Origin of the sequence: Methylobacterium sp. WL19 (assembly GCF_008040005.1) — a bacterium.
Classification (GTDB): Bacteria; Pseudomonadota; Alphaproteobacteria; order Rhizobiales; family Beijerinckiaceae; genus Methylobacterium; species Methylobacterium bullatum.
The window spans coordinates 1-24,167 of the sequence record NZ_VRVC01000077.1 but is presented as its reverse complement, the minus strand read 5'-3'; the positions used below and the strand labels follow the sequence as shown (position 1 = coordinate 24,167).

24 protein-coding genes are annotated in these 24,167 nt (G+C 65.3%); 12 read left to right on the top strand and 12 right to left on the bottom strand.

Annotated elements, in window-relative coordinates:
- The 6 genes from FV220_RS15720 to FV220_RS15695 form a co-directional block, all read left to right on the top strand.
- Nucleotides 1-1,190, top strand: a 1,190-nt coding sequence (locus FV220_RS15720) for an RluA family pseudouridine synthase (protein ID WP_147832531.1), incomplete at its 5' end; no start/stop codon positions are given.
- 106 nt (nucleotides 1,191-1,296) lie between these two features.
- Entirely contained in the window at nucleotides 1,297-1,680 is a 384-nt protein-coding gene (locus FV220_RS15715) for a hypothetical protein (protein ID WP_147832530.1), read from the top strand.
- A 22-nt stretch (nucleotides 1,681-1,702) separates the two neighbouring features.
- The gene (locus tag FV220_RS15710; RefSeq protein ID WP_147832529.1) at nucleotides 1,703-2,401 is read left to right on the top strand and encodes an HAD-IA family hydrolase; all 699 of its coding nucleotides are present in this window, start codon (nucleotides 1,703-1,705) and stop codon (nucleotides 2,399-2,401) included.
- 75 nt (nucleotides 2,402-2,476) lie between these two features.
- On the top strand, nucleotides 2,477-3,271 hold the full coding sequence (locus FV220_RS15705; RefSeq protein ID WP_147832528.1) for an ATP12 family protein: 795 nt from the start codon (nucleotides 2,477-2,479) through the stop codon (nucleotides 3,269-3,271).
- Between the two features lie 117 nt (nucleotides 3,272-3,388).
- Complete coding sequence (locus FV220_RS15700; RefSeq protein ID WP_018044502.1) at nucleotides 3,389-4,921, top strand: acyl-CoA carboxylase subunit beta; 1,533 nt, start codon at nucleotides 3,389-3,391, stop codon at nucleotides 4,919-4,921.
- Between the two features lie 750 nt (nucleotides 4,922-5,671).
- Nucleotides 5,672-6,853: a calcium-binding protein gene (locus tag FV220_RS15695; RefSeq protein WP_147832527.1), complete on the top strand. Its 1,182-nt coding sequence runs from the start codon at nucleotides 5,672-5,674 to the stop codon at nucleotides 6,851-6,853.
- 180 nt (nucleotides 6,854-7,033) lie between these two features.
- Here the strand turns inward: FV220_RS15695 and FV220_RS15690 are convergent, their stop codons facing one another.
- The gene (locus FV220_RS15690) at nucleotides 7,034-7,882 is read right to left on the bottom strand and encodes an FkbM family methyltransferase (RefSeq protein WP_147832526.1); all 849 of its coding nucleotides are present in this window, start codon (nucleotides 7,880-7,882) and stop codon (nucleotides 7,034-7,036) included.
- 420 nt (nucleotides 7,883-8,302) lie between these two features.
- Between FV220_RS15690 and FV220_RS15685 the strand changes: the two genes are divergently transcribed.
- The gene (locus FV220_RS15685; RefSeq protein ID WP_056146336.1) at nucleotides 8,303-9,649 is read left to right on the top strand and encodes an MFS transporter; all 1,347 of its coding nucleotides are present in this window, start codon (nucleotides 8,303-8,305) and stop codon (nucleotides 9,647-9,649) included.
- 232 nt (nucleotides 9,650-9,881) lie between these two features.
- Here the strand turns inward: FV220_RS15685 and FV220_RS15680 are convergent, their stop codons facing one another.
- On the bottom strand, nucleotides 9,882-10,328 hold the full coding sequence (locus tag FV220_RS15680; RefSeq protein ID WP_147832525.1) for an SRPBCC domain-containing protein: 447 nt from the start codon (nucleotides 10,326-10,328) through the stop codon (nucleotides 9,882-9,884).
- A gap of 265 nt (nucleotides 10,329-10,593) precedes the next feature.
- On the opposite strand from FV220_RS15680, the gene FV220_RS15675 reads away from it, so the two are divergent.
- Nucleotides 10,594-11,358, top strand: coding sequence for an alpha/beta hydrolase (locus FV220_RS15675; RefSeq protein WP_056146344.1), 765 nt, complete (start codon nucleotides 10,594-10,596; stop codon nucleotides 11,356-11,358).
- 6 nt (nucleotides 11,359-11,364) lie between these two features.
- On the opposite strand, the gene FV220_RS15670 is transcribed toward FV220_RS15675, so the two are convergent.
- The 9 genes from FV220_RS15670 to FV220_RS15630 all read right to left on the bottom strand — a co-directional run bounded on the left by FV220_RS15670 (nucleotide 11,365) and on the right by FV220_RS15630 (nucleotide 17,473).
- On the bottom strand, nucleotides 11,365-12,141 hold the full coding sequence (locus tag FV220_RS15670; protein WP_187273432.1) for an ABC transporter permease: 777 nt from the start codon (nucleotides 12,139-12,141) through the stop codon (nucleotides 11,365-11,367).
- Nucleotides 12,138-13,064: an ABC transporter ATP-binding protein gene (locus FV220_RS15665; protein WP_147832524.1), complete on the bottom strand. Its 927-nt coding sequence runs from the start codon at nucleotides 13,062-13,064 to the stop codon at nucleotides 12,138-12,140. Before FV220_RS15665 ends, FV220_RS15670 begins: the two co-directional genes overlap by 4 nt.
- Nucleotides 13,065-13,213: 149 nt before the next feature.
- Complete coding sequence (locus FV220_RS15660; RefSeq protein ID WP_187273433.1) at nucleotides 13,214-13,699, bottom strand: ATP F0F1 synthase subunit B; 486 nt, start codon at nucleotides 13,697-13,699, stop codon at nucleotides 13,214-13,216.
- A gap of 72 nt (nucleotides 13,700-13,771) precedes the next feature.
- A complete protein-coding gene (locus FV220_RS15655) occupies nucleotides 13,772-14,335 on the bottom strand; it encodes an ATP synthase subunit B (protein ID WP_056146355.1) in 564 nt (187 codons plus the stop codon).
- Nucleotides 14,336-14,441: 106 nt separating this feature from the next.
- The gene (locus FV220_RS15650) at nucleotides 14,442-14,669 is read right to left on the bottom strand and encodes a F0F1 ATP synthase subunit C (protein WP_018044493.1); all 228 of its coding nucleotides are present in this window, start codon (nucleotides 14,667-14,669) and stop codon (nucleotides 14,442-14,444) included.
- 90 nt (nucleotides 14,670-14,759) lie between these two features.
- Nucleotides 14,760-15,515 carry a F0F1 ATP synthase subunit A gene (locus FV220_RS15645; protein ID WP_018044492.1) on the bottom strand — a complete coding sequence of 252 codons (756 nt, stop codon included), beginning with the start codon at nucleotides 15,513-15,515 and terminating at the stop codon, nucleotides 14,760-14,762.
- A gap of 82 nt (nucleotides 15,516-15,597) precedes the next feature.
- Nucleotides 15,598-15,828, bottom strand: coding sequence for an AtpZ/AtpI family protein (locus FV220_RS26510; RefSeq protein ID WP_210322694.1), 231 nt, complete (start codon nucleotides 15,826-15,828; stop codon nucleotides 15,598-15,600).
- A 369-nt stretch (nucleotides 15,829-16,197) separates the two neighbouring features.
- Nucleotides 16,198-16,851 (bottom strand): DsbA family protein, encoded by a 654-nt coding sequence (locus tag FV220_RS15635; RefSeq protein WP_026176049.1) that lies wholly within the window; start codon nucleotides 16,849-16,851, stop codon nucleotides 16,198-16,200.
- A 130-nt stretch (nucleotides 16,852-16,981) separates the two neighbouring features.
- Nucleotides 16,982-17,473 (bottom strand): DciA family protein, encoded by a 492-nt coding sequence (locus FV220_RS15630; RefSeq protein WP_056146364.1) that lies wholly within the window; start codon nucleotides 17,471-17,473, stop codon nucleotides 16,982-16,984.
- A 136-nt stretch (nucleotides 17,474-17,609) separates the two neighbouring features.
- Between FV220_RS15630 and mutY the strand changes: the two genes are divergently transcribed.
- Nucleotides 17,610-18,932: an A/G-specific adenine glycosylase gene (gene mutY, locus FV220_RS15625; RefSeq protein WP_238253824.1), complete on the top strand. Its 1,323-nt coding sequence runs from the start codon at nucleotides 17,610-17,612 to the stop codon at nucleotides 18,930-18,932.
- A 63-nt stretch (nucleotides 18,933-18,995) separates the two neighbouring features.
- Here mutY and FV220_RS15620 read toward each other — a convergent pair whose 3' ends face one another.
- Nucleotides 18,996-20,189: a site-specific DNA-methyltransferase gene (locus tag FV220_RS15620; protein WP_274534496.1), complete on the bottom strand. Its 1,194-nt coding sequence runs from the start codon at nucleotides 20,187-20,189 to the stop codon at nucleotides 18,996-18,998.
- Nucleotides 20,190-20,835: 646 nt separating this feature from the next.
- Here FV220_RS15620 and FV220_RS15615 point away from each other — a divergent pair.
- From FV220_RS15615 to FV220_RS15600, 3 genes are all read left to right on the top strand, one after another.
- A complete protein-coding gene (locus FV220_RS15615; protein ID WP_018044485.1) occupies nucleotides 20,836-21,141 on the top strand; it encodes a septal ring lytic transglycosylase RlpA family protein in 306 nt (101 codons plus the stop codon).
- A gap of 213 nt (nucleotides 21,142-21,354) precedes the next feature.
- Entirely contained in the window at nucleotides 21,355-21,672 is a 318-nt protein-coding gene (locus FV220_RS15610; RefSeq protein WP_018044484.1) for a polyhydroxyalkanoic acid system family protein, read from the top strand.
- A gap of 370 nt (nucleotides 21,673-22,042) precedes the next feature.
- Entirely contained in the window at nucleotides 22,043-23,857 is a 1,815-nt protein-coding gene (locus tag FV220_RS15600) for an ATP-binding cassette domain-containing protein (protein ID WP_147832521.1), read from the top strand.
- Nucleotides 23,858-24,167 lie beyond the last annotated feature (310 nt).

Below are 24,167 nucleotides of genomic sequence, written 5' to 3'. Positions count from 1 at the left end.
ATGCCCCTGAGACGCCGGACGACGACGAAGCCTCGGTTCCCCGCGCTCCTCGGACGCGGTCGCCCCGTAACGAGGTCGCGGCGAAAGCCTTCGACACGCCGCGTCCGCGCCGTACCGGCGCCAAGCCCCCGGAACCGGCGGTCGAGGGACCGACCCGGCGCGAGCAGCGCGCGGCCGCCTCCGCGACCCTCGCCTCCGGCGTGCAGACGCTGATCGTCGAGGAGGACGAGGCTGAGATGCGGATCGACCGCTTCCTGACCACGCGTTTTCCGCAACTGCCCTTCACCCGTGTCCAGAGCATCGTCCGCAAGGGCGAGCTGCGGGTTGACGGCAAGCGCGCCAAGCCGAACGACCGCCTCCTGCCGGGCATGAGCGTGCGCGTGCCGCCCCTCAAGCTCGACCCGGTGGCGGAACGGCCGCGCAGTGTCGCGCGTGACGCCACCGACGCCGACTTCCTGCGCTCGCTCATCCTCTACGAGGATGCGGATATGATGGTGCTGAACAAGCCCTTCGGCCTCGCGGTCCAGGGCGGCTCCGGCACCGTGCGCCACGTGGACGGGCTGCTGGAGGCCCTGACCGGGCCGGACGGGCAGAAGCCGCGCCTCGTCCACCGCCTCGACAAGGACACCGCCGGTTGCCTCATCGTCGCCAAGACACGCCTGGCGGCGGCGACCCTCGCCAAGAGCTTCCGATCGCGGTCCGCCCGCAAGGTCTACTGGGCGCTCACCGCCGGTGTCCCGCGCGTGCCTCAGGGCCGGATCTCGACCTACCTCGCCAAGGAGGAAGCTCCCGACGGCGACGCCCGGATGCGGGTAGCCCAGCACGGCGACGACGGCGCCGCCCACGCGCTCACCTATTACGCGATGGTCGACAATGCGGCGCAGAAGCTGTCCTGGCTTTCGTTGAAGCCCGTGACCGGGCGCACGCATCAGCTCCGCGCCCATGCCGCGCATATCGGCCATCCCATCGTCGGGGATCCGAAATATTTCAGCGTCGAGAACTGGGCCTTGCCGGGAGGTATCCAGAACCGCTTGCACCTGCTGGCACGCCGCATCGTCATCCCGCATCCGCGCACGCTGAAGCCGGTGGACGTGACGGCGCCGCTGCCGCCGCATATGGCGCAGAGCTGGAACCTGCTGGGCTTCGACGCCTCGCGCTACGATCCCATCATCGAGGCGCCGGAGGCGTGATCCGCTTTGGCCGCATCGGCGGGGAGGATCCGCGGATGCGCCTTGGCAATCGGGCGCCATGCCTTATCCTTGTGGTCGACCTCACCCGTCGTTGCAGCGAGAACCCATGCCGATGACGTTCGCGACCATGGCCAGCACCGCCCTGATCGGCCTGTTCGTGTGCTTCGGATCAGCGTCGCTGACGTCTGAGGCTGTCGCGCAGGCGACGGGTCCACAGCAGAATACGCCGAGTCCTGCGGCAAAAGCGGCTCCCGCTCCGGCGGCCCAGAATCAGGCACCGCCGCCTCCCTCCGTAGGCCGCCATGGATCGCAGGTGCGGGCGGGCGACCGCAGGCGACGGTCCTATGCCAGCTGTAATCGGTTGTCGCATGCGCGCGGCCTGCGCGGCGGCGTGCGACGTCGCTTCCTGATCCGCTGCAAGCTCGGCTACGAGCGCCAGAAGCCCGGACAGGTTCCGGCCCAGCAATCGCCGCAGGGGCGCCAGCCGTGATGCGGCCACGCGGGACGGTCCCGTGAAACTCGTCGTCTTCGACGTCGACGGGACTCTCGTCGACAGCCAGCACCTCATCGTCGCCGCGCAAGGCATGGCCTTCGCCGAACACGGGCTCGAAGCGCCCGCGCGTGCGGTGGCCCTCTCCGTCGTCGGGCTCTCCCTGCCGCAGGCCTTCCGGCGCCTCGTTGGCGAGGATGGGCCCGTGGAGGGCCTGTCCGAGAGCTACAAGCGCGCCTTCAACACCCTACGGCTCGATCCCGCCTATGAGGAACCGCTCTTCCCCGGCATGGCCGACCTGATCGAACGCCTGCGCGCCCGCGACGACCTTCGGCTCGGGGTCGCCACGGGAAAATCCCGACGCGGGGTCGACCGTCTGATCGAAAGTCATGGCTGGGGCAAGGTCTTCGCCACCATCCAGACCGCGGACGACGCACCATCGAAGCCCGACCCGGCGATGCTGCATCAGGCGATGGCCGAGGTTGGCGCATTGCCGGAGACCACGGTGATGATCGGAGACACCACCTACGACATGGACATGGCGGTCAGTGCCGGCGCGGCCGCCATCGGTGTCGCGTGGGGTTATCACCCGCCGGGTGCCTTGCTCGGAGCCGGGGCGGTGACCGTGGTGGAAACCGCCTCCGCGCTGGCGGATATGTTCTCGGGAAGTTTTCGCGAGTCCGGCGCGGGCACCAGCATCGGCGACCTCGCGTCCGACTAGACGCGGTACCGGAACAGCGATCTAACCCGGCTCAGCGCTCGCGGGCCGATGCGCGATGCGCTAGAACCCCGCCCCATGAGCAACGACGATCCCGCCGGCTGGCTCGGCGCCTCCGATGCCCCTCCCGTTCACGACCCACACCGTGCCGTGCGCGCGCAGACGCGTGTCGCCCTGCCGAAGCGGTTCTACGCGGAGGCCGATCTCACAGACGACGAAGGCGGGTTTCGCCTGACCCTCGATGGACGGTCCGCCAACACGCCGGCGCGCAACCCGCTGCGCCTGCCGACGCGGGCGCTGGCCGAGGCCGTGGCCGCCGAATGGGCAGCGCAGGTCGAGTTCATCGACCCGTCGACCATGCCGCTGACGCGCCTCGCCAACACCGCCATCGACGGCGTCGCCCCCCGCCGCGAGGCGGTGATCGACGACCTCTCGGCCTATGCCGGAACGGATCTCGTCGCCTACCGCGCCGCCGACCCGGAACGCCTCGTGGCCGATCAGGCTCGCGCCTGGGATCCGGTGATCGAATGGGCACACGAGGCCTTTGATGCGCGCCTCATCCTCAGCGAGGGGGTGATGCACGTCACCCAACCCGAGACGTCGGTGACCGCCTTGCGCGGCGCGATCGAAGCGGTCGAAGGGCCGTTCCGGCTGGCGGCTCTCCACACGATGACCACGCTCACGGGCTCGCTCCTCATCGCGCTGGCCACCCTGCACGGACGCCTGACCCCGCAGGAATCCTGGGCGGCGGCACATGTGGACGAGGCCTATCAGGCCAGTGTCTGGGGAAGCGACGCCGAGGCGGAAGCGCGCCATGTCCTGCGCAAGGCCGAATTCGAGTCTGCGGCGGAGTTGGCAAAGCTTGCCCGTTAAATCCATTTTCGCTGCCTGCCCTCCGTGCTAAGGCGCTTTTGACTCTGAACCGCCAAGCCGTGCCCAAACATGCGGTATGGCGCCAATTCCTCGCACCCATCTCAAGGCTCACCGCGCATGAAGGATATTCTCGAGAAGCTCGAAGAGCGGCGCGCTCAGGCTCGCCTCGGCGGCGGCGAAAACCGCGTCGTGGCCCAGCACAAGCGTGGCAAGCTGACGGCGCGCGAGCGCATCGAGCTCCTCCTCGACCATGGGTCGTTCGAGGAATTCGACATGTTCGTGCAGCACCGCTCCACAGATTTCGGGATGGAGAAGCAGAAGATCCCCGGTGACGGCGTGGTGACCGGCTGGGGCACCATCAACGGGCGCACCGTCTTCCTGTTCTCGAAGGACTTCACCGTCTTCGGCGGCTCGCTCTCGGAAACGCATGCCGCGAAGATCGTCAAGGTCCAGGACATGGCGCTGAAGATGCGGGCCCCAATCATCGGCATCTTCGATGCCGGTGGCGCCCGCATCCAGGAAGGCGTCGCGGCTTTGGGCGGCTACGGCGAGGTGTTCCGCCGCAACGTCGCCGCCTCCGGCGTCATTCCGCAGATCTCCGTCATCATGGGCCCCTGCGCGGGCGGCGACGTCTACTCGCCGGCCATGACCGACTTCATCTTCATGGTCCGCGACACGAGCTACATGTTCGTCACCGGCCCCGACGTGGTCAAGACAGTGACCAACGAAGTGGTCACGGCCGAGGAACTCGGCGGCGCCAAGGTCCACACCACCAAGTCCTCCATCGCCGACGGATCGTTCGAGAACGACGTGGAGGCGCTCCTCCAGGTCCGCCGCCTCGTCGACTTCCTGCCCGCCAACAACATCGACGGCGTGCCGGAGATCGAGAGCTTCGACGACCCCCTACGCCTCGACAAGTCCCTCGACACCCTGATCCCGGACAACCCGAACAAGCCCTACGACATGGGCGAGTTGATCCGGCGCGTGGCCGACGAGGGCGATTTCTTCGAGATCCAGGCAACCTATGCCCGCAACATCATGACGGGCTTCGGCCGCATCGAGGGCCGCACCGTCGGTTTCGTCGCCAACCAGCCGATGGTGCTGGCCGGCGTGCTCGATTCCGACGCCTCCCGCAAAGCGGCGCGCTTCGTGCGCTTCTGCGACGCGTTTTCGATCCCGATCGTGACCTTCGTCGACGTGCCGGGCTTCCTGCCGGGCACCGCCCAGGAATACGGCGGCCTCATCAAGCACGGCGCCAAGCTGCTCTTCGCTTACAGCCAAGCCACCGTGCCGCTGGTGACGATCATCACCCGCAAAGCCTTCGGCGGCGCCTACGACGTGATGGCCTCCAAGCACGTGGGTGCGGACATCAACTACGCTTGGCCGACCGCGCAGATCGCGGTGATGGGCGCCAAGGGCGCGGTCGAGATCATTTTCCGAAGCGAGATCGGCGATACCGACAAGATCGCGGCACGGACCAGCGAATACGAGGACCGTTTCCTCTCGCCCTTCGTCGCGGCCGAGCGCGGCTATATCGACGAGGTGATCATGCCCCACTCGACCCGCAAACGCATCGCCCGGGCGCTCGGCATGCTCCGCACCAAGGAGATGGAGCAACCCTGGAAGAAGCACGACAACATCCCGCTCTGAGCAATAGAAGGCTTCCCCCCGGGGAAGCCTGTTCCCAGCGGCCCGCCGCGAAGCGGACGGCGGGCCGGGACGTGAGGTGCGGGAGCGGCGATGACGTCTTTGGCCATCCCAATCTCCACCTCATCGTCAGGCGCCGCGGCAGCGCAGTCGAGAAAGGCTCCAGCCGGACCTGAGCGAACGAAAAAGCTCCGCGAGGCCCACATATGCGGGGCACCTCCGGATGAGGTGGTTCGATGAAACGGATGAGCGTGCTCAGCCGACCGTCCGTTCGAAGTTCCGGCTCCGTCCGGTCAGGATGATCCGACGGTCGTCCCAGAAGGCCGCCATACCTACCAAATGCTCGGCACCCTCACCCCTATCGCGATTGTTCCCGGACGCAGCCAGGATGATCCGACGCAGGAGGGGCACATCGATAGCTTGACGCCGATGGTTCGCGGCTTGCACCGCCAAGGGCCGGCTACCAGGTCGCTGGGTTGGGTTGGACCGGAACCTCCGCTTTGAGCATCCCCAACGCCCCATCATGGCAAGACAAACAGGACCTTTTCTTTCGAGGGCACTGTCGGCAGCGACGTGAACAAACCTCCAAATCCCTATCACCGATTGCCGTCACCTCGATACGGAAATAAACCGCCCCGACGATGATTGCCTTAAAAACTTACCTTCCCTCGTTTTTCAGTTGCAACCTTCATTTTGACCGTTACGCTCAATCTAGTGATCAAAATCCTTATTGGATAGATTCTAGGATTCGCCATGCCGACTATTAAACTCACGGTAGGTGCAGGTTACAATGATGACGATTCCATCACTGTATTTCCCCCGCAACGGTATGACGACGATCCAGAAGCAGATATTTTTGTCCGTTCCGTCGGAGTCGATGAGCGGCTCGTGATTCGCGATAGCGATGGAGACGGGACGACATTGTTCTACTTTTCTGAAGACCGCTTGTCGCACCATGCTACGGCGTTTTCGGGAGGCTACGATTTCAACTTTTCCGACCGCCTTGGAAAAACGACACTCGAGGGCGGAAATTTCGCCGACGTCCTGACCGGCGGATCCGGCTCGGACAGCCTTCTTGGCGGGCTCGGAGGCGACACGCTCAATGGTCGTCGCGGCAACGACGTGCTGGAAGGAGGCGCCGGCGCCGACATCCTGAACGGCAGCTTGGGAACCGACACGGCGAGCTACCAAAATTCCTCAGCGGGCGTCACCGTCAACCTGAGCACAGGCGTCAATCGAGGTGGCGATGCCGAAGGCGACGTCTTGATCAGTATCTCCAGGATCAATGGCAGCACCCATGGAGACGATCTTACGGGCAGCGCCGCCGCCAATACCTTGATCGGCAATGGAGGAAGCGACTCTCTTTACGGCCTCGGGGGAAATGACCGCTTGGTCATTGCCAATAGTCCCGTGATCGTCGACGGAGGCACGGGGAAAGACGCATTGATCGTCACAGGCGCAATCGAACTTACGGACAGCAACTTCAGGAATATTGAAAAAACTTACGTTCGGAACGGTGGTGATGTGTCGTTCGAGTTGGTGACCCATGGTCAAACCATCGTATCTCAAACGACTTCGGAGATTGGTACACTTATCGATGGTTCGCAGGGAAACGATCGGATCTCGTCCGGTGACGGCAGCGATATCATCATTGGTGGAACCGGTAACGACAAGCTTTTTTCAGGCTTAGGCGAAAACATCTTCGGCTATGAAAATGCCAATTTTGGACGAGACAATATCTATGACTTTGAAGTGAATACTGATCGTCTGCTCATAACGTCCATCGCGAGAAGCTTCAGCGACGTTGAAATCAAGGCGATCAACGACGGTCAGGATACACAGATCACGTTCGCCAGGATTGCAGACGCGTCGCAAAAAATAATTCTGCACGATGTCGTAGCATCGAGCCTGACGGAGGGAAGTTTTATCATCTAGTCGTTCCTGAACCGCAACTCACCCCAAGACATGAGCATGCGTGGGATAGACAGACGCGGCTCGTTGCCATGAGTGTACTCCGACCAAGAGTACACTCGGGCGACAGAGACATATTTTTATTCGAGGCTCGAAGGCACCGGGCTCCGGAAGTGGTGTCGGGTCCGGGCCGACGATCGCGGCTCAGGCGCCACCCCGCTCGAAGATCAGGTTCAGCCGAGTGCGGGCGATCTGACGATAACCTCGGGCCTCGAGCAGACCGACGAGGTCGATCTGCCATTGCGCCGTGCCATCCTCGATGACGAGCAGACGAGGGTGCAGGGAGACCGGTGCCTCGCGGAAGAACGGCTCCAGGATCAGATCCTCGGCACCCTCCACATCCAGCTTGATCGCGTCGATGCGGGTGATGCCCTCGCCCTGGGCGAGCCCAAGCAGGGTGACCGCCGGCACGCGGATCTGCGCGCCCTCGTTGGTACCGACGATCTTCAGGCTCGATTCGCCACGGTTGCGCGGGTCAACGAACAGCGTCAGTTCGCCGGCCTTGTCGGCTACTGCGCAGGCCACCGCCTTCACTGTGCCGAACGGGTTCTGGGCGATGTTGTAGGTCAACCGGTCGAACACGTCGGGCTGCGGCTCGACGGCGAGGATGCGAGCCCCCGGACCGGCGAAAGCAGCGACGAAGAGGGCGTAGGCGCCGATATTCGCGCCGATATCGAGGAAGGTGCAGCCCGGCTTCAGGCGTGAGGCCAGTAGCGCCCGCTCTTCGGGATCGAAGAATTGCGGGGTAAACAGCACCTTCTTCTCGCAATTGTTATTGTAGGGGTGCAGCCGCATGCGCGCGCCGAACCGCTCCACGTCGAGGGGCCGTCCATGCAGCATCGTGATGGCCAGCCGGCGCAGAAAGAAGCCGACGCGCCGCCCCGCCCAACTCTTGCCGGAGAGCGTCACGGTGCGGTCGGTGATACGCGCCACCAGCCCTCGGGGCGCGTAGGTGCCGAAAGGCTGGATGGCGGAAGATTGCGTGTCAGTCATTGTGGTGGGTGATGCCAGCCCGACAGGCGCACGGCAAGCATCGCCTGTCGTTCGACGCTGTCGGCTAGACCTGCACAAATCGGCGTCGTGCCTACAAACAACGCAGCCTCGAGATTATCCCCTGCGCAAGCGATCATCGGAGAGGCACCATCGGCAACCCTCGAGACCTCCGGAATCATAGGTGGAAACGGGACCGTCCTAGGGGAAAAAACGGGATGCTGCAGCGACATCTCAGAATCATTCGACATGGCACGCGCCGTGCGAATGCCCCGACGTGGGCAACGGCGCCCGCGAGAGACGCCTCCGAAATCGGGCGGCTCGTGCTCACTGTGGCGTGAGCGACCAATCTCTCCCCACCCCGCAATGGGGGCCACTCGCACCGAGTGCCGGGAGACATCAGATCGCCTGGAGCCTCTCCGCATGCAGTCCCAAAAAGCCACCCGAATCGATCTGTTCAGTCTGGCCACGCCGCAGATGCGCGCGTTCCATATCACATGGCTCGCCTTTTTCGTCTGCTTCTTCGCCTGGTTCGCGGTCGCGCCGCTGATGCCGGTGATCAAGGGCGAGTTCGAGCTCACCAACGATCAGGTCTACAACATCAACATCGCCGCGGTCGGCATCACCATCCTGGTGCGCCTGCTGATCGGGCCGATGTGCGATCGGTTCGGCCCCCGCCTGACCTATACCGGCCTTCTGATACTCGGATCGGTCCCGGTGATCGGCATCGCCTTCGCCAACTCCTATGAGAGCTTCCTGTTCTTCCGCCTCGCCATCGGAGCCATCGGGGCGAGCTTCGTCATCACCCAGTTCCACACCTCGGTGATGTTCGCGCCGAACGTGGTGGGCACCGCCAATGCCACCGTGGGCGGCTGGGGCAATGCCGGCGGCGGCGTCACCCAAAGCGTCATGCCCCTGATCCTCGCGGCCCTCGTCAGCGTCGGCGTCGAGAAGACGATGGGCTGGCGTCTGTCGATGATCGTGCCGGGCGTGATGATGCTCGTCGTCGCCTTCCTCTACTTCCGGTTCACGCAGGACACGCCCGAAGGCAACATCATGGAGCTGCGCGCCCGCGGCATCGCGGTGGATTCCGGCAAGAAGGGCGGCTGGGCGGTCTTCAAGCAGGCGATGACGAATTACCGGGTGTGGATGCTCGCCATCACCTACGGCGCCTGTTTCGGCGTCGAGATCTTCATCCACGCGGTGGCGGCGACCTATTATGTCGAGCGCTTCAGCCTCGATCTGACCCAGGCCGGCATGGCGGCGGGCAGTTTCGGCTTGCTGGCCCTGTTCGCCCGCGCGCTCGGCGGCATCGCCTCGGACCGGGTCGCACGCTCGAAGGGCCTCGACGGCCGCACCTTGCTCCTGTTCGCCCTGATGGTCGGCGAAGGAATCGGCCTCCTCGCCTTCGCCTATGCCGGCTCGGTGGTACTGGCCGTCGTCGCCATGCTCGCCTTCGGCCTGTTCACCCACATGGCCTGCGGCGCCACCTACGCCCTCGTGCCGTTCATCGACCGCAAGGCGCTCGGCGGCGTTGCCGGTATCATCGGCGCCGGCGGCAATGTCGGCGCCGTGGCGGCGGGCTTCCTGCTCAAGGGTGTCGGCAACCTGCCCGGCGCTCTGTTCATCCTCGGCATCGCCGTGCTGATCTCGTCGCTCTGCGCAATCTCGGTGCGCTTCTCGCTCACGCACAAGGAGACTGAGCAGAAACTCTACGACGAGGCGGTCGCCCAGCGCGCCGTCACCAGCGGACAGCCCGCCTTCGCCTGAGCGACGATCCCACTGGGGGCTGCAGCGCAGGCTGCGGTCCCTTGGTCGTTTGATCCGGCAAGGGAGGAAACGTCTCCCTGCCCGGATACCTGGGCGTCAACGGAAGGTGATCCAGATTGCAGCAAAGGCCCCTGCGCGGCTCTCGGTGATCGATCCAAATTGGGTTCTGCTACGCTTCACCCGCTTCAAGGTGTGTGCGGAGGTAACTGACCGTCGATCCATCTGAAAGCCGTCACGCCAACGCGGCCTGGAGCTTCGAAAAGCAGCTCCGCCAATCCTCACGATAGGCATTCCGGACGTCTGCGCTGACGATGCGGCGATGGGTGAGCGTGATCTCCGTAGCCCGGTCGCCGACGGAGAGCAGATCGACATGGATCAGGGTCTCGCCGATGCGCAGGAGCGGGTTCGGTCCCTCATACGTCCAAGTCTGATGCAGAGAATGCCCCCGCCTGATCTCCTCGTAGTGCCCGGTCACGGAATGGGACGCTCCATCCGGATCGCGCCGCCGCAATAGAAACGCGCCGCCGACCCGCAGGTCGGTCTCCGCGAGTTCCATGACGGAGGCGCCGGGCGCGAGCCAGCGCATGATGAGCAGAGGATCGGTCCAGGCACGGAAAACGTCCGGATGCGGGGCGCGCACGACGTGTTTGAGGACGACAACGGGTACGATCTGAATCATGGGCCGTTCGTATCCTCGCAAATCGACCGGGACGACCCGACCGGAGCGGTGCCGCTGTGACGATCACACCGTTCATCGCGCCGGAGACGCCGAGCAGCAAGGGGAGTTAAGCCGGCCGAACCCGCGCGAAACGAGGAAAAAGCTTTCCTGTCACCGCTTCGGATATTCGCACCTTGCCTCCGTTCCGTTCAGGGGCGAATTTGACGGCCCATGGAGGCCGTCCATCGACCGACGGAGCCTTCCATAAAAGGTATAGACAAGCCCGATGCAGACCTTCGATTCCGACGGGACCACCATCGCCTATATCGACGTGCCGGCGAAGGGCGGCAGCGGCGATCCGATCGTGCTGATCCACGGATTTGCCTCGAACCATTCCGTGAACTGGGTCAACACGCTTTGGGTGAAGACCCTGTCCGAGGCGGGGCGCCGGGTCGTCGCCCTTGACAATCGCGGGCATGGCGAGAGCGAGAAGCTCTACGATCCGGAGGCTTACGGCTCCGACATCATGGCGCAGGACGCGCGGCGGCTGCTTGACCATCTCGGCATCGCCCGCGCCGACATCATGGGCTATTCCATGGGCGCGCGGATCGCGGCCTACCTCGCCCTCGATGAGCCGGCGCGGGTACGTTCGGTGCTTCTCGGCGGTCTCGGATTGCATCTGGTCGAGGGCAAAGGACTGCCGAACGGGATCGCCGAGGCCCTGGAAGCGCCCCCCGGCGAAAAGGCGCCCAACCTCACCGCCGCCGCTTTCCGCACCTTCGCCGAGCAGACGAAGAGCGATCTCAGAGCGCTGGCCGCCTGCATGCGCGGCTCGCGCCAAACACTGTCGCGGGAAGAGGTCTCGCAGATCGAGGCGCCGACCCTTGTCACGGTGGGCACGCTCGACACGGTTGCCGGCTCGGCCCCGGCGCTGGCTGCGCTCATGCCCAATGCCAGGAGCCTGGAACTTCCCAACCGCGATCACAGCACGGCGGTGGGCGACAAGCAGCACCGGCAGGGCGTCCTGGCCTTCCTCGATGGGCGACCCTGAGGAGGATCAGCTTTTCAGCCGATAGCCGGTCCGAAAGATCCAGGTCACGCTGCCGAGGCAGAGGGCGAGGAAAATCAGGGTCATCGCGAGGCTGATCTCGACCCGCACGTCGGAGGTGCCGAAGAAACTCCAGCGGAAGCCGCTGATGAGGTAGACGACCGGGTTGACGAGGCTGACCGCGCGCCAGAACGGCGGCAGCATCTCGATGGAATAGAAGCTGCCGCCGAGGAAGGTGAGGGGCGTCACCACCAGAAGCGGCACGAGCTGGAGCTTCTCGAATCCGTCCGCCCAGAGGCCGATGAGGAAGCCGAACAGGCTGAACGTCACCGCCGTGAGGAGCAGGAACGCCGCCATCCAGAGCGGATGCTCGATCCGCAAGGGAACGAACAGGGCAGCGGTGGCGAGGATGATCAGGCCGATCAGGATGGATTTCGACGCGGCCGCGCCGACATAGCCGAGCACGATCTCGAAGGGAGAGACCGGCGCCGACAGGATCTCGTAGATCGTGCCGGCAAAGCGCGGAAAGTAGATGCCGAAGGAGGCGTTGGCGATGCTCTGCGTCAGGAGCGAGAGCATGATCAGCCCCGGCACGATGAAGGCGCCATAGGCGATGCCATCCACCGAGGCCATACGCGACCCGATCGCTGCGCCGAAGACCACGAAGTAGAGCGATGTGGCGATGACCGGCGCGACGATGCTCTGCAACCCCGTGCGCCAGAACCGGGCCATCTCGAAGCGGTAGATCGCACCAACCGCCGGCCAGTTCATCGACAACGGATTCATGCCTGCTCCCTCACGAGATCGACGAAGATGTCCTCCAGCGAACTCTGGCTGGTGGAGAGATCGCGGAAGGGGATGCCAGCGGCGGCGAGGTCGGTGAGGAGCGTGGTGATCCCGGTGCGCTCACTCTTGGTGTCGTAGGTGTAGACGAGTTCCTGGCCATCCACCGACAGGGTCAGGCCGTGCGGAGCCAGCTCGTCCGGCAGGGCGGGAAGGGGGTTCTGCAATTGCAGGGTCAGTTGCTTCTTGCCGAGCTTGCGCATCAGCTCGGCCTTCTCTTCCACCAGGATGATCTCGCCCTTCCGGATCACGCCGACGCGGTCGGCCATCTCTTCGGCCTCGTCGATGTAATGGGTGGTGAGGATGATGGTGACGCCCTGATCTCGGAGCTTGCGCACCAACCGCCACATGTCCTGGCGCAGTTCCACGTCGACACCGGCCGTCGGCTCGTCGAGGAACAGGATGCGAGGTTCGTGACTGAGCGCCTTGGCGATGAGTACGCGCCGCTTCATACCCCCGGACAGGGTCATGATGCGGCTGTCCTTCTTGTCCCACAGTGACAGGTCGCGCAGGACCCGCTCGATATTGGCAGGGTCGGGTCTCATGCCGAACAGGCCCCGACTGAAGCTCGTCGTGTCCCACACCGTCTCGAATGCGTCGGTGGTGAGCTCCTGCGGTACGAGACCGATGGCCCTGCGCGCCTCGCGGTAATCCGCCCCGATCTCGTGGCCATCCACCGTGACGGTACCGGAGCTCGCGCGGACGAGTCCGCAGACGACGCTGATCAGCGTCGTCTTCCCGGCGCCGTTAGGACCGAGAAGGGCGAAGATCTCACCCTTTTTGATGTCGAGGTGAATATTCTTGAGGGCATGGAGGCCGGAGGCGTAGACCTTCGACAGGCCGGATATGGAGATGATCGGCGGCATCTGATCTCCATGGATTATTTTTGTGGGGATGGGCGTGCGCGCCGCCTTACCACGATAGGGGGTGCGGCCCGCGAGTGTGATGCGGCACGTCAGGCAACAAAAAAGCCGCCCGGTGGGCGGCTTTCACGAAACGATCGTTCTTAAAAACGTCAGGCCCGGAGACGGCCCTTGACCTCATCGAGACTGGAACGGACCAGCGACAGGGCGGCGTCGCCCTGCATGCGCTCGCGGAGCACCACCTCGGACACTTTCACGGCTGCGTCGGCTGCGGCGGCGCGGACCTGGGCGGTGGCCTGGACCTCGGCCTGGGCGATCTTGGTCTCGGCCGACTTGGTGCGGCGAGCGATGAACTCGTTCAGACGGGCATGGCCCTCGTCGGCGATGCGCTGGGCCTCTTCGCGGGCTCCGGCGACAATCGCTTCGGCTTCGGACTCAGCCTGGCTGCGGCGCTTCTTGTAGTCGGCCAGCACCGTGGCGGCCTCCTCGCGCAAGCGGCGGGCTTCGTCGAGTTCGGACCGAACGCGGCGGCCGCGGGTGTCGAGGGCCTTGGTAACCTGTGCGAAGCCGCCGACCTTCCACACGACGCCCATGAACAGGACGAAGGCGACGGCGACCCAGAACTCGGCATCCAACAACATTCTCGTCGTCCTATTTCGTTGGCGTCCGGCCGGTCAGGGCCGGACCGGTCACGTCTGCTGCTGGCGCACTCAGTGCGGGATGGCGACGCGGTTCAGTGCGGTATCGAGACTGGCCTGGTCGGGAGCCGTCCCGGTGAGGCGCTCGACGATGGCGGAGGCCGTTTCGCCGGCGATGGAGCGAACGCTGCCCATGGCTTCGGCGGTGCGGGTACGAATCGTAGCTTCGGAGGCCGCGATCCTGTCGTTGAGCTCGGCCTCGAGCGTCTTGCGACGAATTTCAGCCTCGGAGCTCAGGGCAGCGCGGGTCTCGGCGGCGATGGTGCGGGCCTTCGCCTGGGCATCGGCCAGCGACTTCTCGTAGGCGGCGCCGGCTGCCTCGGCCTCGGACTTCATGCGCTGGGCCTCGTCGAGATCGGACGAGAGGCGCGTGGCGCGGTCGTGCAGGATCGCCTGGATGCGGGGCAGGGCCACCTTGTCCATCAGGTAGTAGAGCAGGCCGAAGGCCAGCGCGAGCCAGATCAGCTGCGAGAGAAAGGTATGGCTCTCGAAGGGCGGAAAGCCGCCGCCATGTTCGGACGCGGGCGATGCCATGATGCCTTCATGGGTTGCGGTCGGATGGGCCGGCTGAGCCATGACGTCCTTCGCTCAAAGTAAGTTCGTGAATGAGGACCGGGCGCGCGTCCAGAAGAATGGGGCGCCCGGTCCGGGTCTGCTGTCGGATCGACGAACGTCGTCGGTCTCAGACGGCGAACAGGAGGAGCAGCGCGACGAGCAGCGAGAAGATGCCGAGCGCTTCCGTCAGCGCGAAGCCGAGGAGCAGGTTGCCGCGCTGGCCGTCGGCGGCCGACGGGTTGCGAAGGGCACCGGCGTAGAACTGGCCGAAGAGATTGCCGAGGCCGATGGCGGCGCCCGCCATTCCGAGGCAGGCGAGGCCGGCGCCGATGTACTTAGCGGCTAAGGGATCCATCAAATTGCTCCTGGTGTCGGTTCGTTCGTTGCGTGGAGAGAAATCCGGCCGCAACCGCGGACCGGGGACGGAAGGGGATACCGCCGGGGCCTAGTGGCCGGGGTGGAGGGCGTCGCTCAGGTAGATCGAGGCGAGCGTCGCGAAGACGTAGGCCTGCAGACCGGCGACGAGGAACTCGAGGGCCGTCACCGCGACGCTGAGAGCCAGCGGCAGCGGCGAGATCGCACCCCAGGCGCCCGCGGCGAGGAGCGCCGGAACGAAGCCCGCGAAGATCTTGAGGGCGATGTGGCCGGCGAGCACGTTGGCGAAGAGACGCACCGCGAGGCTGATCGGCCGCGAGACGAAGGAGACGATCTCGATGGCGACGATCATCGGCATCAGCCAGCCCGGCACGCCGGAGGGCACGAACACCTTCAGGAACTTCGTGCCGTGGGCCATGAAGCCATAGACGATGACGGTGGTGATCACGAGGAGCGCCAGCGCGAAAGTCACGATGATGTGGCTTGTCACGGCGAACGCATAGGGGATCATGCCGAACATGTTCAGGACGAGGACGAACATGAACAGGGAGAAGATCAGCGGCATGAACCGCTCGGACCCGTGCCCGGCCGACTGACGGAGGGTCGAGCCGATGAACTCGTAGAACACCTCGGCCACGGACTGCATCCGGCCCGGCACCACCGAGCGCTGCGCCGTCGCCACGATCGTGATCAGCGCGATGATCCCGACAGCGGCGAACATGTACAGCGCCGACTGGGTGAACGCGATTTCCTGATTGCCGATATGACCGAAGGATACGAGCGGCTTGAGCTCGAACTGGTGGATCGGATCCATCTTTACGGCCATTGCCGCTACCGTCCTTCTGTCCACGAGCGGGCGAGATGCCCGCTTTGCCTCAGGACCGCTCGAAAGCGGCAAAATTCGCCGATCAGGACCGTTCCCGATCCTGGTTCTTGTCGACCGCGCCTTTCGCGGCCGGCCTCGAGAGCGAGCCCGAGACACGCATGACGTTATAGACGCCGGTTGCGAAGCCCAGCATGATCAGAACGATCAGACCCCAGGGCTTCGTCCCCAGAAACTGATCGCACAACCAGCCGAGAATGCCTCCGGCGAGGACACCGGCGATGAACTCCGTGGAGAGTCGCATCGCCAGACCCAAGGATGACGCCCCGTTGGAGGCACCGGCACCCGGCGAGGGGCGGGAAGGAGCGGCGGGCCGCTTCTCCTCGATCCGCCTCTCGAGATGCTTCAGTCTCGCCGAGAGATCCTCGTCCGGCTTCTGCCGTCCATCTCCATTCCCATCCCCTGCGTCGTTGCCGCTCACGGCGAAAACTCACATTGGCGAGAGTGGAGGGAACCGGCCTGAAAACCCCGTCAAGCGCGGCGCACCATAGTTTCGCCTATCTTGAGTGTCAAGGCGCGCCGAATAGGCTCTAAGTTGATGTAAAATATAGATAAACATGCCCTTGCGGCGATCCTGCAGGATGCGGCCGGTGCATGAAGGGCAAGCGGCGGCCAAGCTTGGGTCTCAGGCGCCCAGAATCGGCTTGATGACCTTCTCCATCCCGTCGATCGTCATCTCACCCTTGAAGCGCTCGCCGTTGATGAAGAAGGTCGGCGTCGAGTCGACCTTGAAGGTGTCGAGCCCCTTCTGCTTCACCGCGTTCACGGCGGCGTAGAGCTTCTGATCCTTGAGACAGGTCTCGAATTTCTCCTTCGAGAATCCGGCCTGCCGCAACATCTGCTCCAGGGCATCCACCGGCGATTGCGGCTTCTGCACGTAGGCCCAGCCCTGCTGCTGGTCGAAGAGCAGGTCGGTGATGGGATAGTATTTCGCGTCGCCATCGCAGCGGGCCAGCATGAAGGCTGCGGTCGCCAGCGGATCGAGGGGAAATTCGCGCAAGGTAAAGCGCACCTTGCCGGTGTCGATGTAGCGCTCCTTCAAAGCCGGCCAGGTGTTCTTGTGGAACGCGGCGCAGTGGGAGCAGGTCATCGAAGCATATTCGATGATCGTCACCTTGGCGTCCTTCGGACCCAGCCAGACGTCGCCGAGGGGGCCCGGCTCCATGAGGGAAGCGAGGTTCGCATCCTGGGCGAAGGCGTCGAGGGTCAGCCGGGGCAGGAGCGCGGCTGCGCCGATCGCCATGCCGGTGAGTTTCAAGGTGTCGCGACGGGTGATCATGATGTCGACGGGCTCCGCTCGCAGATCCGATCCATGCGGCTTGCGGTAGAGACCCGCGGACAATCTGACAAGACGCGACAGGCGGCTCCGCTTCCATGCGCCGCGACAAGCGCGGGGCCGAATGCGGGATTCAGCCCGATCGCGGCGGTGCGGAGGCGACGATCGCCACGCCGAGCCTGTCGAGCGCATCGCGCAGCGCATCGTCGTCGATGGAGGAGACCGCCAACGCGACTTCGCCACGCCTCACCGGATCGAGGGGCGGCACGACCCGCTTGCGAACGGCTTGATGAACGCGCCCCTGCTTGAGGACCAGCTTGCCGATGCAGGCCCAGCCATAATGGGCGTTGATGCGCTGGATCACTACGGGAGCCAGATGCTGCAATTCCAGGGCGAAGACGCCCTCCACCCGCACCACCAGCGTGCCTGGATCCGGCCGACCCTGCTCCTCGCGGCGGGCGCGGCGGGGCCATTCGAGCTTCGAGGGCTGGCAGAAACGGGCCAAGCGCTCGCCGACGATATCGGGCCAGGCCGCGAGGATATCGGTGGAGGCGAATCCCTGCGCGGCGAAAGCCGGTCCGATGCAGGTCTCGATCAGCTCGGCGAGGGGTTTGATGCGGGCCATGAGCTCCGAGGGATTTCGATGCGGGCGGACGCCACATGATAGCGTGAACGGCGCCGGCTTTCGAATGCTTTGATCGTTCGCGGCCACCCTGTATGGACGGGCGCCCAACACGCCGGATCTCATGTCGCGGGATTTCATGTCACCGGACTTCACGGCAGCGACGGGGGCATCCGCCCGAGGCCCGCGAGCCGCCGACCTCCTCGCCTGGTACGACAGGCATCGCCGTGTGCTGCCGTGGCGTGCCCTGCCGGGCGAGACGCCCGACCCCTATCGGGTCTGGCTGTCCGAGGTGATGCTGCAGCAGACCACGATCGCAGCGGTCAAACCGTACTTCCTGCGCTTTCTCGAACGCTTCCCCTCCGTGGAGGCCCTCGCGGCGGCGCCGGAGGAGAGCGTCATGTCGGCTTGGGCCGGCCTCGGCTATTACTCCCGCGCCCGCAACCTCCATGCCTGCGCCAAGGCGGTCACGGAGGCCGGCGCCTTCCCCGACACGCTCGACGGCTTGCGCAAGCTGCCCGGCATCGGCGCCTATACGGCCGGCGCCATCGCGGCCATCGCCTTCGACAGGCAGGAAGCGGCAGTGGACGGCAATGTCGAGCGGGTGTTGACCCGGCTCTTCGCAATCGAGACGCCGATCCCCGCCGCGCGTCCCGAGATCCGACGGCTGACGCAGAGCCTCGTGCCGGCACAGCGGCCCGGTGACTTCGCCCAGAGCCTGATGGATCTCGGTTCGACCATCTGCACGCCGAAGCGACCGGCCTGCGCCCTCTGCCCCTGGATGGCCCCCTGCGAGGCCCGCGCCCTAGGCCTGCAGGAAACGTTTCCACGCAAGATCAAGAAAACCAAGGGCGTCGAGCGCTATGGCGCCGCCTTCGTGGCGATCCGTAGCGGCGACGAGGCCGTATTGCTGCGGACCCGCCCCCCCGAGGGGCTGCTGGGTGCCATGGCGGAGCCTCCGACCAGCGCATGGGAGAGCGGTTACGACGTCGCCCAAGCCCTGCTCGACGCTCCGTTGGACGCGCGATGGAAGCGGCTGCCGGGCGTAGTGCGCCACGTCTTCACGCATTTCCCGTTGGCACTGACCGTCTTCGTCGCCCGCGTCGGCCTCGCTACGAAGGCACCGGCCGGCATGCGCTTCACGCCCAGGCGCGACCTCGAGGAGGAACCGTTGCCCGGCGTCATGAAGAAGGTGCTGGCCCACGCGTTCGATCCGAAGCCCGAGGCCGTGAAACGCGGACGGCCGAAGGCCATGCGGGCGGTCCAGGACACGCCGCTCTTCGCAGAAGTCGAGGCTCGGCCGCCGGAGCCACGCCCGAGCTTTCGCCCAGTGCCCAAGCCGGTGCCGCGTGCGGTGGCAAAGCCGCCGATCGAGGACGGGGAGGGGTTTTTCGGGGAGCCGGAGGAAGCGCCCCCGCCTGCAGCGCCGCGCAAGCGCGGCAGGCCGAAAACGCGTCCTTGACGGGAAGAGCGCGCCCCCCGCGGGGGAGGGCGGCCCGCGTCCAAACCTGTCACCATCAAAAAGCTAGGCGGCCGACCCCATCGCGGCTCGCATCCTGCCCCGGAACACGTCGATCAGAACGAGCTTGCCGTCGCGCTTGGCGTGCCAGAAATCCCAACCGTTGCAGGAGGGGAAGCCCTGGACGAGGGCGCCGATCTTGTGGATCGAGCCCATGGCCGGCCCGACCATCAGCGTCCCGTCGGGACGCACCACTGCTTCGTGGCGACCGCGCGCATCGGTAAGGATCTCACCCGCGCGGATATGGCCGGCCTCGATCACGCTGAGGAAGGCGACACGGGGCTCGGCGCGCTTGGTCGGTGCGACGAGGAGGGCGGCCTTGGACAGGGGCTCCACGGCGTCGATCCGGGCGCGGGCCGCCTCGGCATAGACCGTCTCCCGCTCGATGCCGATGAAGCGCCGGCCGAGCCGCTTGGCGACGGCCCCGGTGGTGCCCGTGCCGAAGAACGGGTCGAGGACCACATCGCCGGCATTCGTCGCCGAGAGCAGGGTCCGAGCGAGCAGGGCTTCGGGCTTCTGGGTCGGGTGGACCTTCTGGCCGTCGGCGCCTTTCAGACGCTCGTCGCCGGTGCAGAGCGGGATGAACCAGTCCGAACGCATCTGGACGTCGTCGTTACCGCCCTTCAGCGCCTCGTAATGGAAGGTGTAGCCCTTCGATTCCGCCGAGCGGGACGCCCAGATCAGGGTTTCGTGGGCATTGGTGAAGCGCTTGCCGCGGAAGTTCGGCATCGGGTTGGCTTTCCGCCAGACGATGTCGTTGAGGATCCAGAACCCGAGGTCCTGAAGCACCGAGCCGACGCGAAAGATGTTGTGGTAGGAGCCGATGACCCAGAGGGTGGCGTTCGGCTTCATCACCCGGCGGGCGGCGGTGAGCCAGGCACGGGTGAACTCGTCATAGGCAGCGAAGCTCGAGAACTGGTCCCAGGCGTCGTCGACGGCGTCGACCCGGCTCTGGTCGGGCCGCAACAGCGAGCCGTCCCCGAGTTGGAGATTGTAGGGCGGGTCGGCAAAGACGCAGTCGACGCTTGCCGCCGGAAGGGCGTTCATGGCGGCGATGCAATCCCCGACGAGGATTTCGTCGAGAGGGAGACGCTGGGCGGCGGGTACGAGACCCATCCGCGGCGCCGACACGAGTCGCCCGGTACGCGAGACACTTTTCCGGGCGACGGTGTCGGCAACCGCGGTACGCAGGGAAGCCATGGCAAACACCGGTTACGCGACTGACCGGCAGACCATGGGGCCGTTAACGTAAAGGGCGGGTTGCCGGGGTGCAGACAATGCGTCTCGATTTGGGGCTGCAGATTTTGCCTACCCGCTCCGATATTGACGAATTTCCATCTCTTGCTTGATCGATTTAACTATTCGTTCACCCTGAAATAACGGCCTAACGTAGATCAAGCAGCCAATTGCGAGTTCGACTTGGAGGTTCTTCCGAGCCCGTCGCGGATGCCTTCAGCCCGCACGTGCCCCATCGGCAGCGCGTCCGGAATCGTCGGGGTCACGGGCGACGCGCGTCTCCCATGCACGGCGCGCCGGGTTACGGCGATGTCTCGCCATCGATGTGGCGGGGGCCGTGACGGCGTTGGAGAACGGGACCAAACCTGTCGACGACCGCCTCCCTCCGCTCTCAATATAGGATTTCAGCGCACGTCTGATTTGCAAGTTCTTTAGATTTTATTCACACATTCTGAGGCCGTCGGAGGCTAATGAAGGCAGGTCCCGCCACATTCTACTGATCTCATTTCAGCCTTCATTGGCTCTATGTTCCGCGGCCTCTGCAACAGCAAAGGGAATGCGGATGAATATGAAGCCTGTTCGTTGGACCGCTGCCGCTATTGGAACCGCCATGTCTCTCGCCGCGCTCAGTGCACCGGCCGCAGCCCAATCCGGCGCGGCCTCCTGGTACGGCAGCGGCCGCAAGACGGCGAATGGCGAGCGCTTCAATCCGAATGGGATGACCGCCGCCCATCGCAGCCTGCCGTTCGGAACCCGTGTCCGTGTCGAGAACAAGCGCAACGGCCGCTCGGTGGTGGTGCGCATCAACGATCGCGGACCTTTCGTGCGCGGCCGGATCATCGATCTCGCCAAGGGCTCTGCCCGAGCGCTCGGCATGGGCGGCACGACCTACGTCTCGCTCAAGGTCGTGAACTGATGCGGAACCCGTGAGATCATGGGCATGCCAGAGGATGGCGGTGCCGGGTCGCGACGACGTGCGGCATGCCTCATCTTCCTGACGCCGCATGGTGATTCCGCGCGAGGCGAGTTTCACTGCCGCGCTTGATCAACTAAGGGGCCGGTCGCCGTTGCATGGATGGCAATCGGCCCCATCTTGACGGCTGGATGCGTGTTTGAGGATGATTCCCCCATGGCAAAGCCCCTGATCGTCGAGATTCCCCACGAGATCGGTCCCGTCGAGGCGAAACGGCGGATCTCGAACGGGCTGGACAAGGCGAAGGCGGCCTGCGCCAAGGCCGGAATCAATGTCGAGCACATGACCTGGACGGACGACCGCCTGAACTTCGCCATGTCGGCCATGGGCCAGAAGGTGGACGGCGAGGTCGACGTCCTCCCTGAGACGGTCCGTATCGAAGTGCGCCTGCCGATGCTGCTGGCCCTGTTCGCCGAGCGGATGAAGAAGATCATCGGCAAGGAAGGCAACCAGCTCCTGATCAAGAAGGGCTGAGGAGCGCCATCGGGGGAACGGCAACGGGCACTCGCCCGTTTCCAGCCCTCTCCCGAAACTTCGCGAGCAGGTGGCGTCGCCCATGTCGAATCCAGGCCCGATAGATCCCGCGCCCATCCCGGAAGCTCCGGTTCCCGATACTCCCTACGAGGCCCCTCAGACGCCGCCGCCGGCTCCCGGGCCGGATATCCCCGCGTCGACGCCGGCCGAAGCGCCCACCGAGAGCCCGACAGAGATCCCCGTGATCGACCCGAGCCCCGCTCCCGTCTCGCCCGATCCGTCGCCAACCGGCCCGGCCAACCCGACGATGTAGCCTCACAGGCAAAACCGCATTTGTTCGGGAGCGGCTGCGCTGCCATAAGCCCGCATCATGGCTGCTCCCCCGCTTCTCACCCTCCAGAACGTCGCGCTCACTTTCGGCGGCACTCCGCTGATCGAACAGGCGGATCTCGCGATCTCTCCCGGCGAACGGACTTGCCTCGTCGGCCGCAACGGTTCGGGCAAGTCGACGCTCATGAAGATCGCCTGCGGGCTCATCGAGCCCGACAAGGGCGTGCGCTTCGTCCAGCCCGGCACCACCATCCGCTACCTCGCGCAGGAACCGGATTTCTCGGGCTTTTCCACCACCCTGGACTTCGTCGAGCACGGCCTCACCCATGGCGACGACGCTTATCGCGCCCGCTACCTACTGGAGAGTCTGGGCCTGACCGGCGCCGAGAACCCGGCGAGCCTGTCGGGCGGGGAGGGGCGGCGCGTGGCCCTGGCTCAGGCACTGGCACCCGAGCCCGACATCCTGCTGCTCGACGAGCCCACCAACCATCTCGACCTGCCGGCCATCGAATGGTTGGAGGCGGAATTGAAGTCCGTGCGCGGCGCGCTCGTTCTCATCAGCCACGACAGGCGCTTCCTCTCGGCCCTCTCGAAGACCACCGTCTGGCTCGATCGCGGTATCACGAGGCGGATCGAGCAGGGCTTTTCCACCTTCGAGGCGTGGCGCGACGCGTTCTTCGAGGAGGAGGAGCGCGACCGGCACAAGCTCGATCGCAAGATCGCCGACGAGGAGCATTGGCTGCGCTACGGCGTCACGGCGCGCCGCAAGCGCAACGTGCGGCGGCTCGGCAACCTCCATGCCCTGCGCAAGGACCGGCGGGAGGACCGCCGCCCCGTCGGCACCGCGACGATGACCTCCACCGAAGCGGAGAGTTCGGGCGCCCTGGTGATCGAAGCCAAGAATGCCGCCAAGGCCTATGGTGAGCGCCGCATCGTCGACGATCTCTCGATCCGGGTGATGCGTGGCGACCGGCTCGGCATCGTCGGCGCCAACGGCGCCGGCAAGACCACCCTCATCAACCTGCTCACGGGACAATCGGCGCCGGATTCCGGCAGCATCGCCCTGGGCACGAACCTCAAGATGATGCTCCTCGACCAGGCCCGCGCGGTGCTGGACCCGTCGATGACGGTCACCGAGGTGCTCACCGGCGGCAGCGGCGACAGCGTGGTCGTCGGCGGCGTGAGCCGCCATGTGATCGGCTATCTCAAGGACTTCCTGTTCGCCCCGGAACAGGCCCGAACCCCGGTGAGGGTGCTCTCCGGGGGCGAGCGCAACCGTCTTCTCATCGCCCGAGCCCTGGCCCAGCCCGCCAACCTCCTCGTCCTCGACGAGCCCACCAATGACCTCGACCTCGAGACCCTCGACCTCCTGCAGGAGATGCTGTCGGATTATTCCGGCACGCTGATCCTGGTGAGCCACGACCGTGACTTCCTCGACCGCGTCGTCGGCAGCGTCCTCGTCAGCGAGGGGGAGGGGCGCTGGGTCGAGTATGCCGGAGGTTATACCGACATGGTGACGCAGCGCGGCCAGGGCGTCGAGGCGCGCAAGAGCGCCACGGCGCCTCGCCCCGACGGCAAGGTGAAGCCGGGCCGCCTCGCCAGCACCTCCGCGGCCCCGGCGCCCAAGACGAAGATGGGGTTCAAGGACCAGCACGAGTTGAAGACCCTGCCGGAGCGAATCGCGAAGCTGCAGACCGAGATCGCCAAGCACCGCGCCGTCCTCGCCGATCCGCAACTCTACAGCCGCAATCCGGCCCTTTTCCAGAAAACCTCCGCGACCCTCGCGGCGGCGGAGGCGGACCTCTCGGCGGCCGAGGACCGCTGGCTGGAGCTGGAGATGCAGCGGGAAGGGTGAGGCGGGTCGCCCTTCGCACCGGACGCCCGGCAGAGCGTGTCGGCTCGGGCTCCCCACTCGGTGACGCGCCCCCCTCGACCGGGGGAAGACGGAGCGTTCACGAGACCTTCGCCCCCCATGGGACGCCGGAGAACGCCGAGGCTTCCCGATCACGGTCCCATGGCCGAGACCGTTCTCCCCGACATGAAATTTCTTGACAAAATTCCTATTTTCTGCCCATATCCCCACACCTGCCGTCCAGTGAAGGGGGCTTGTCCGGCGACCGACCGGGTGGGCCGAAAGGGGCGGCGGGGCGGTGCCTGCGTCGGTG

Bases quoted from the DNA above. Each gene is read 5' to 3' on its own strand.
- FV220_RS15675 (WP_056146344.1), top strand. From the start codon at position 10,594: ATGCAGACCTTCGATTCCGACGGGACCACCATCGCCTATATCGACGTG.
- FV220_RS15680 (WP_147832525.1), bottom strand. From the start codon at position 10,328: ATGATTCAGATCGTACCCGTTGTCGTCCTCAAACACGTCGTGCGCGCC.
- FV220_RS15705 (WP_147832528.1), top strand. From the start codon at position 2,477: ATGAGCAACGACGATCCCGCCGGCTGGCTCGGCGCCTCCGATGCCCCT.
- FV220_RS15635 (WP_026176049.1), bottom strand. From the start codon at position 16,851: ATGATCACCCGTCGCGACACCTTGAAACTCACCGGCATGGCGATCGGC.
- FV220_RS15665 (WP_147832524.1), bottom strand. From the start codon at position 13,064: ATGCCGCCGATCATCTCCATATCCGGCCTGTCGAAGGTCTACGCCTCC.
- FV220_RS15615 (WP_018044485.1), top strand. From the start codon at position 20,836: ATGTCTCTCGCCGCGCTCAGTGCACCGGCCGCAGCCCAATCCGGCGCG.
- FV220_RS15655 (WP_056146355.1), bottom strand. From the start codon at position 14,335: ATGGCTCAGCCGGCCCATCCGACCGCAACCCATGAAGGCATCATGGCA.
- FV220_RS15670 (WP_187273432.1), bottom strand. From the start codon at position 12,141: ATGAATCCGTTGTCGATGAACTGGCCGGCGGTTGGTGCGATCTACCGC.
- FV220_RS15715 (WP_147832530.1), top strand. From the start codon at position 1,297: ATGCCGATGACGTTCGCGACCATGGCCAGCACCGCCCTGATCGGCCTG.
- FV220_RS15695 (WP_147832527.1), top strand. From the start codon at position 5,672: ATGCCGACTATTAAACTCACGGTAGGTGCAGGTTACAATGATGACGAT.
- FV220_RS15690 (WP_147832526.1), bottom strand. From the start codon at position 7,882: ATGACTGACACGCAATCTTCCGCCATCCAGCCTTTCGGCACCTACGCG.
- FV220_RS15620 (WP_274534496.1), bottom strand. From the start codon at position 20,189: ATGGCTTCCCTGCGTACCGCGGTTGCCGACACCGTCGCCCGGAAAAGT.
- FV220_RS15600 (WP_147832521.1), top strand. From the start codon at position 22,043: ATGGCTGCTCCCCCGCTTCTCACCCTCCAGAACGTCGCGCTCACTTTC.
- FV220_RS15645 (WP_018044492.1), bottom strand. From the start codon at position 15,515: ATGGCCGTAAAGATGGATCCGATCCACCAGTTCGAGCTCAAGCCGCTC.
- mutY (WP_238253824.1), top strand. From the start codon at position 17,610: ATGTCACCGGACTTCACGGCAGCGACGGGGGCATCCGCCCGAGGCCCG.
- FV220_RS15610 (WP_018044484.1), top strand. From the start codon at position 21,355: ATGGCAAAGCCCCTGATCGTCGAGATTCCCCACGAGATCGGTCCCGTC.
- FV220_RS15630 (WP_056146364.1), bottom strand. From the start codon at position 17,473: ATGGCCCGCATCAAACCCCTCGCCGAGCTGATCGAGACCTGCATCGGA.
- FV220_RS15700 (WP_018044502.1), top strand. From the start codon at position 3,389: ATGAAGGATATTCTCGAGAAGCTCGAAGAGCGGCGCGCTCAGGCTCGC.
- FV220_RS15650 (WP_018044493.1), bottom strand. From the start codon at position 14,669: ATGGATCCCTTAGCCGCTAAGTACATCGGCGCCGGCCTCGCCTGCCTC.
- FV220_RS15685 (WP_056146336.1), top strand. From the start codon at position 8,303: ATGCAGTCCCAAAAAGCCACCCGAATCGATCTGTTCAGTCTGGCCACG.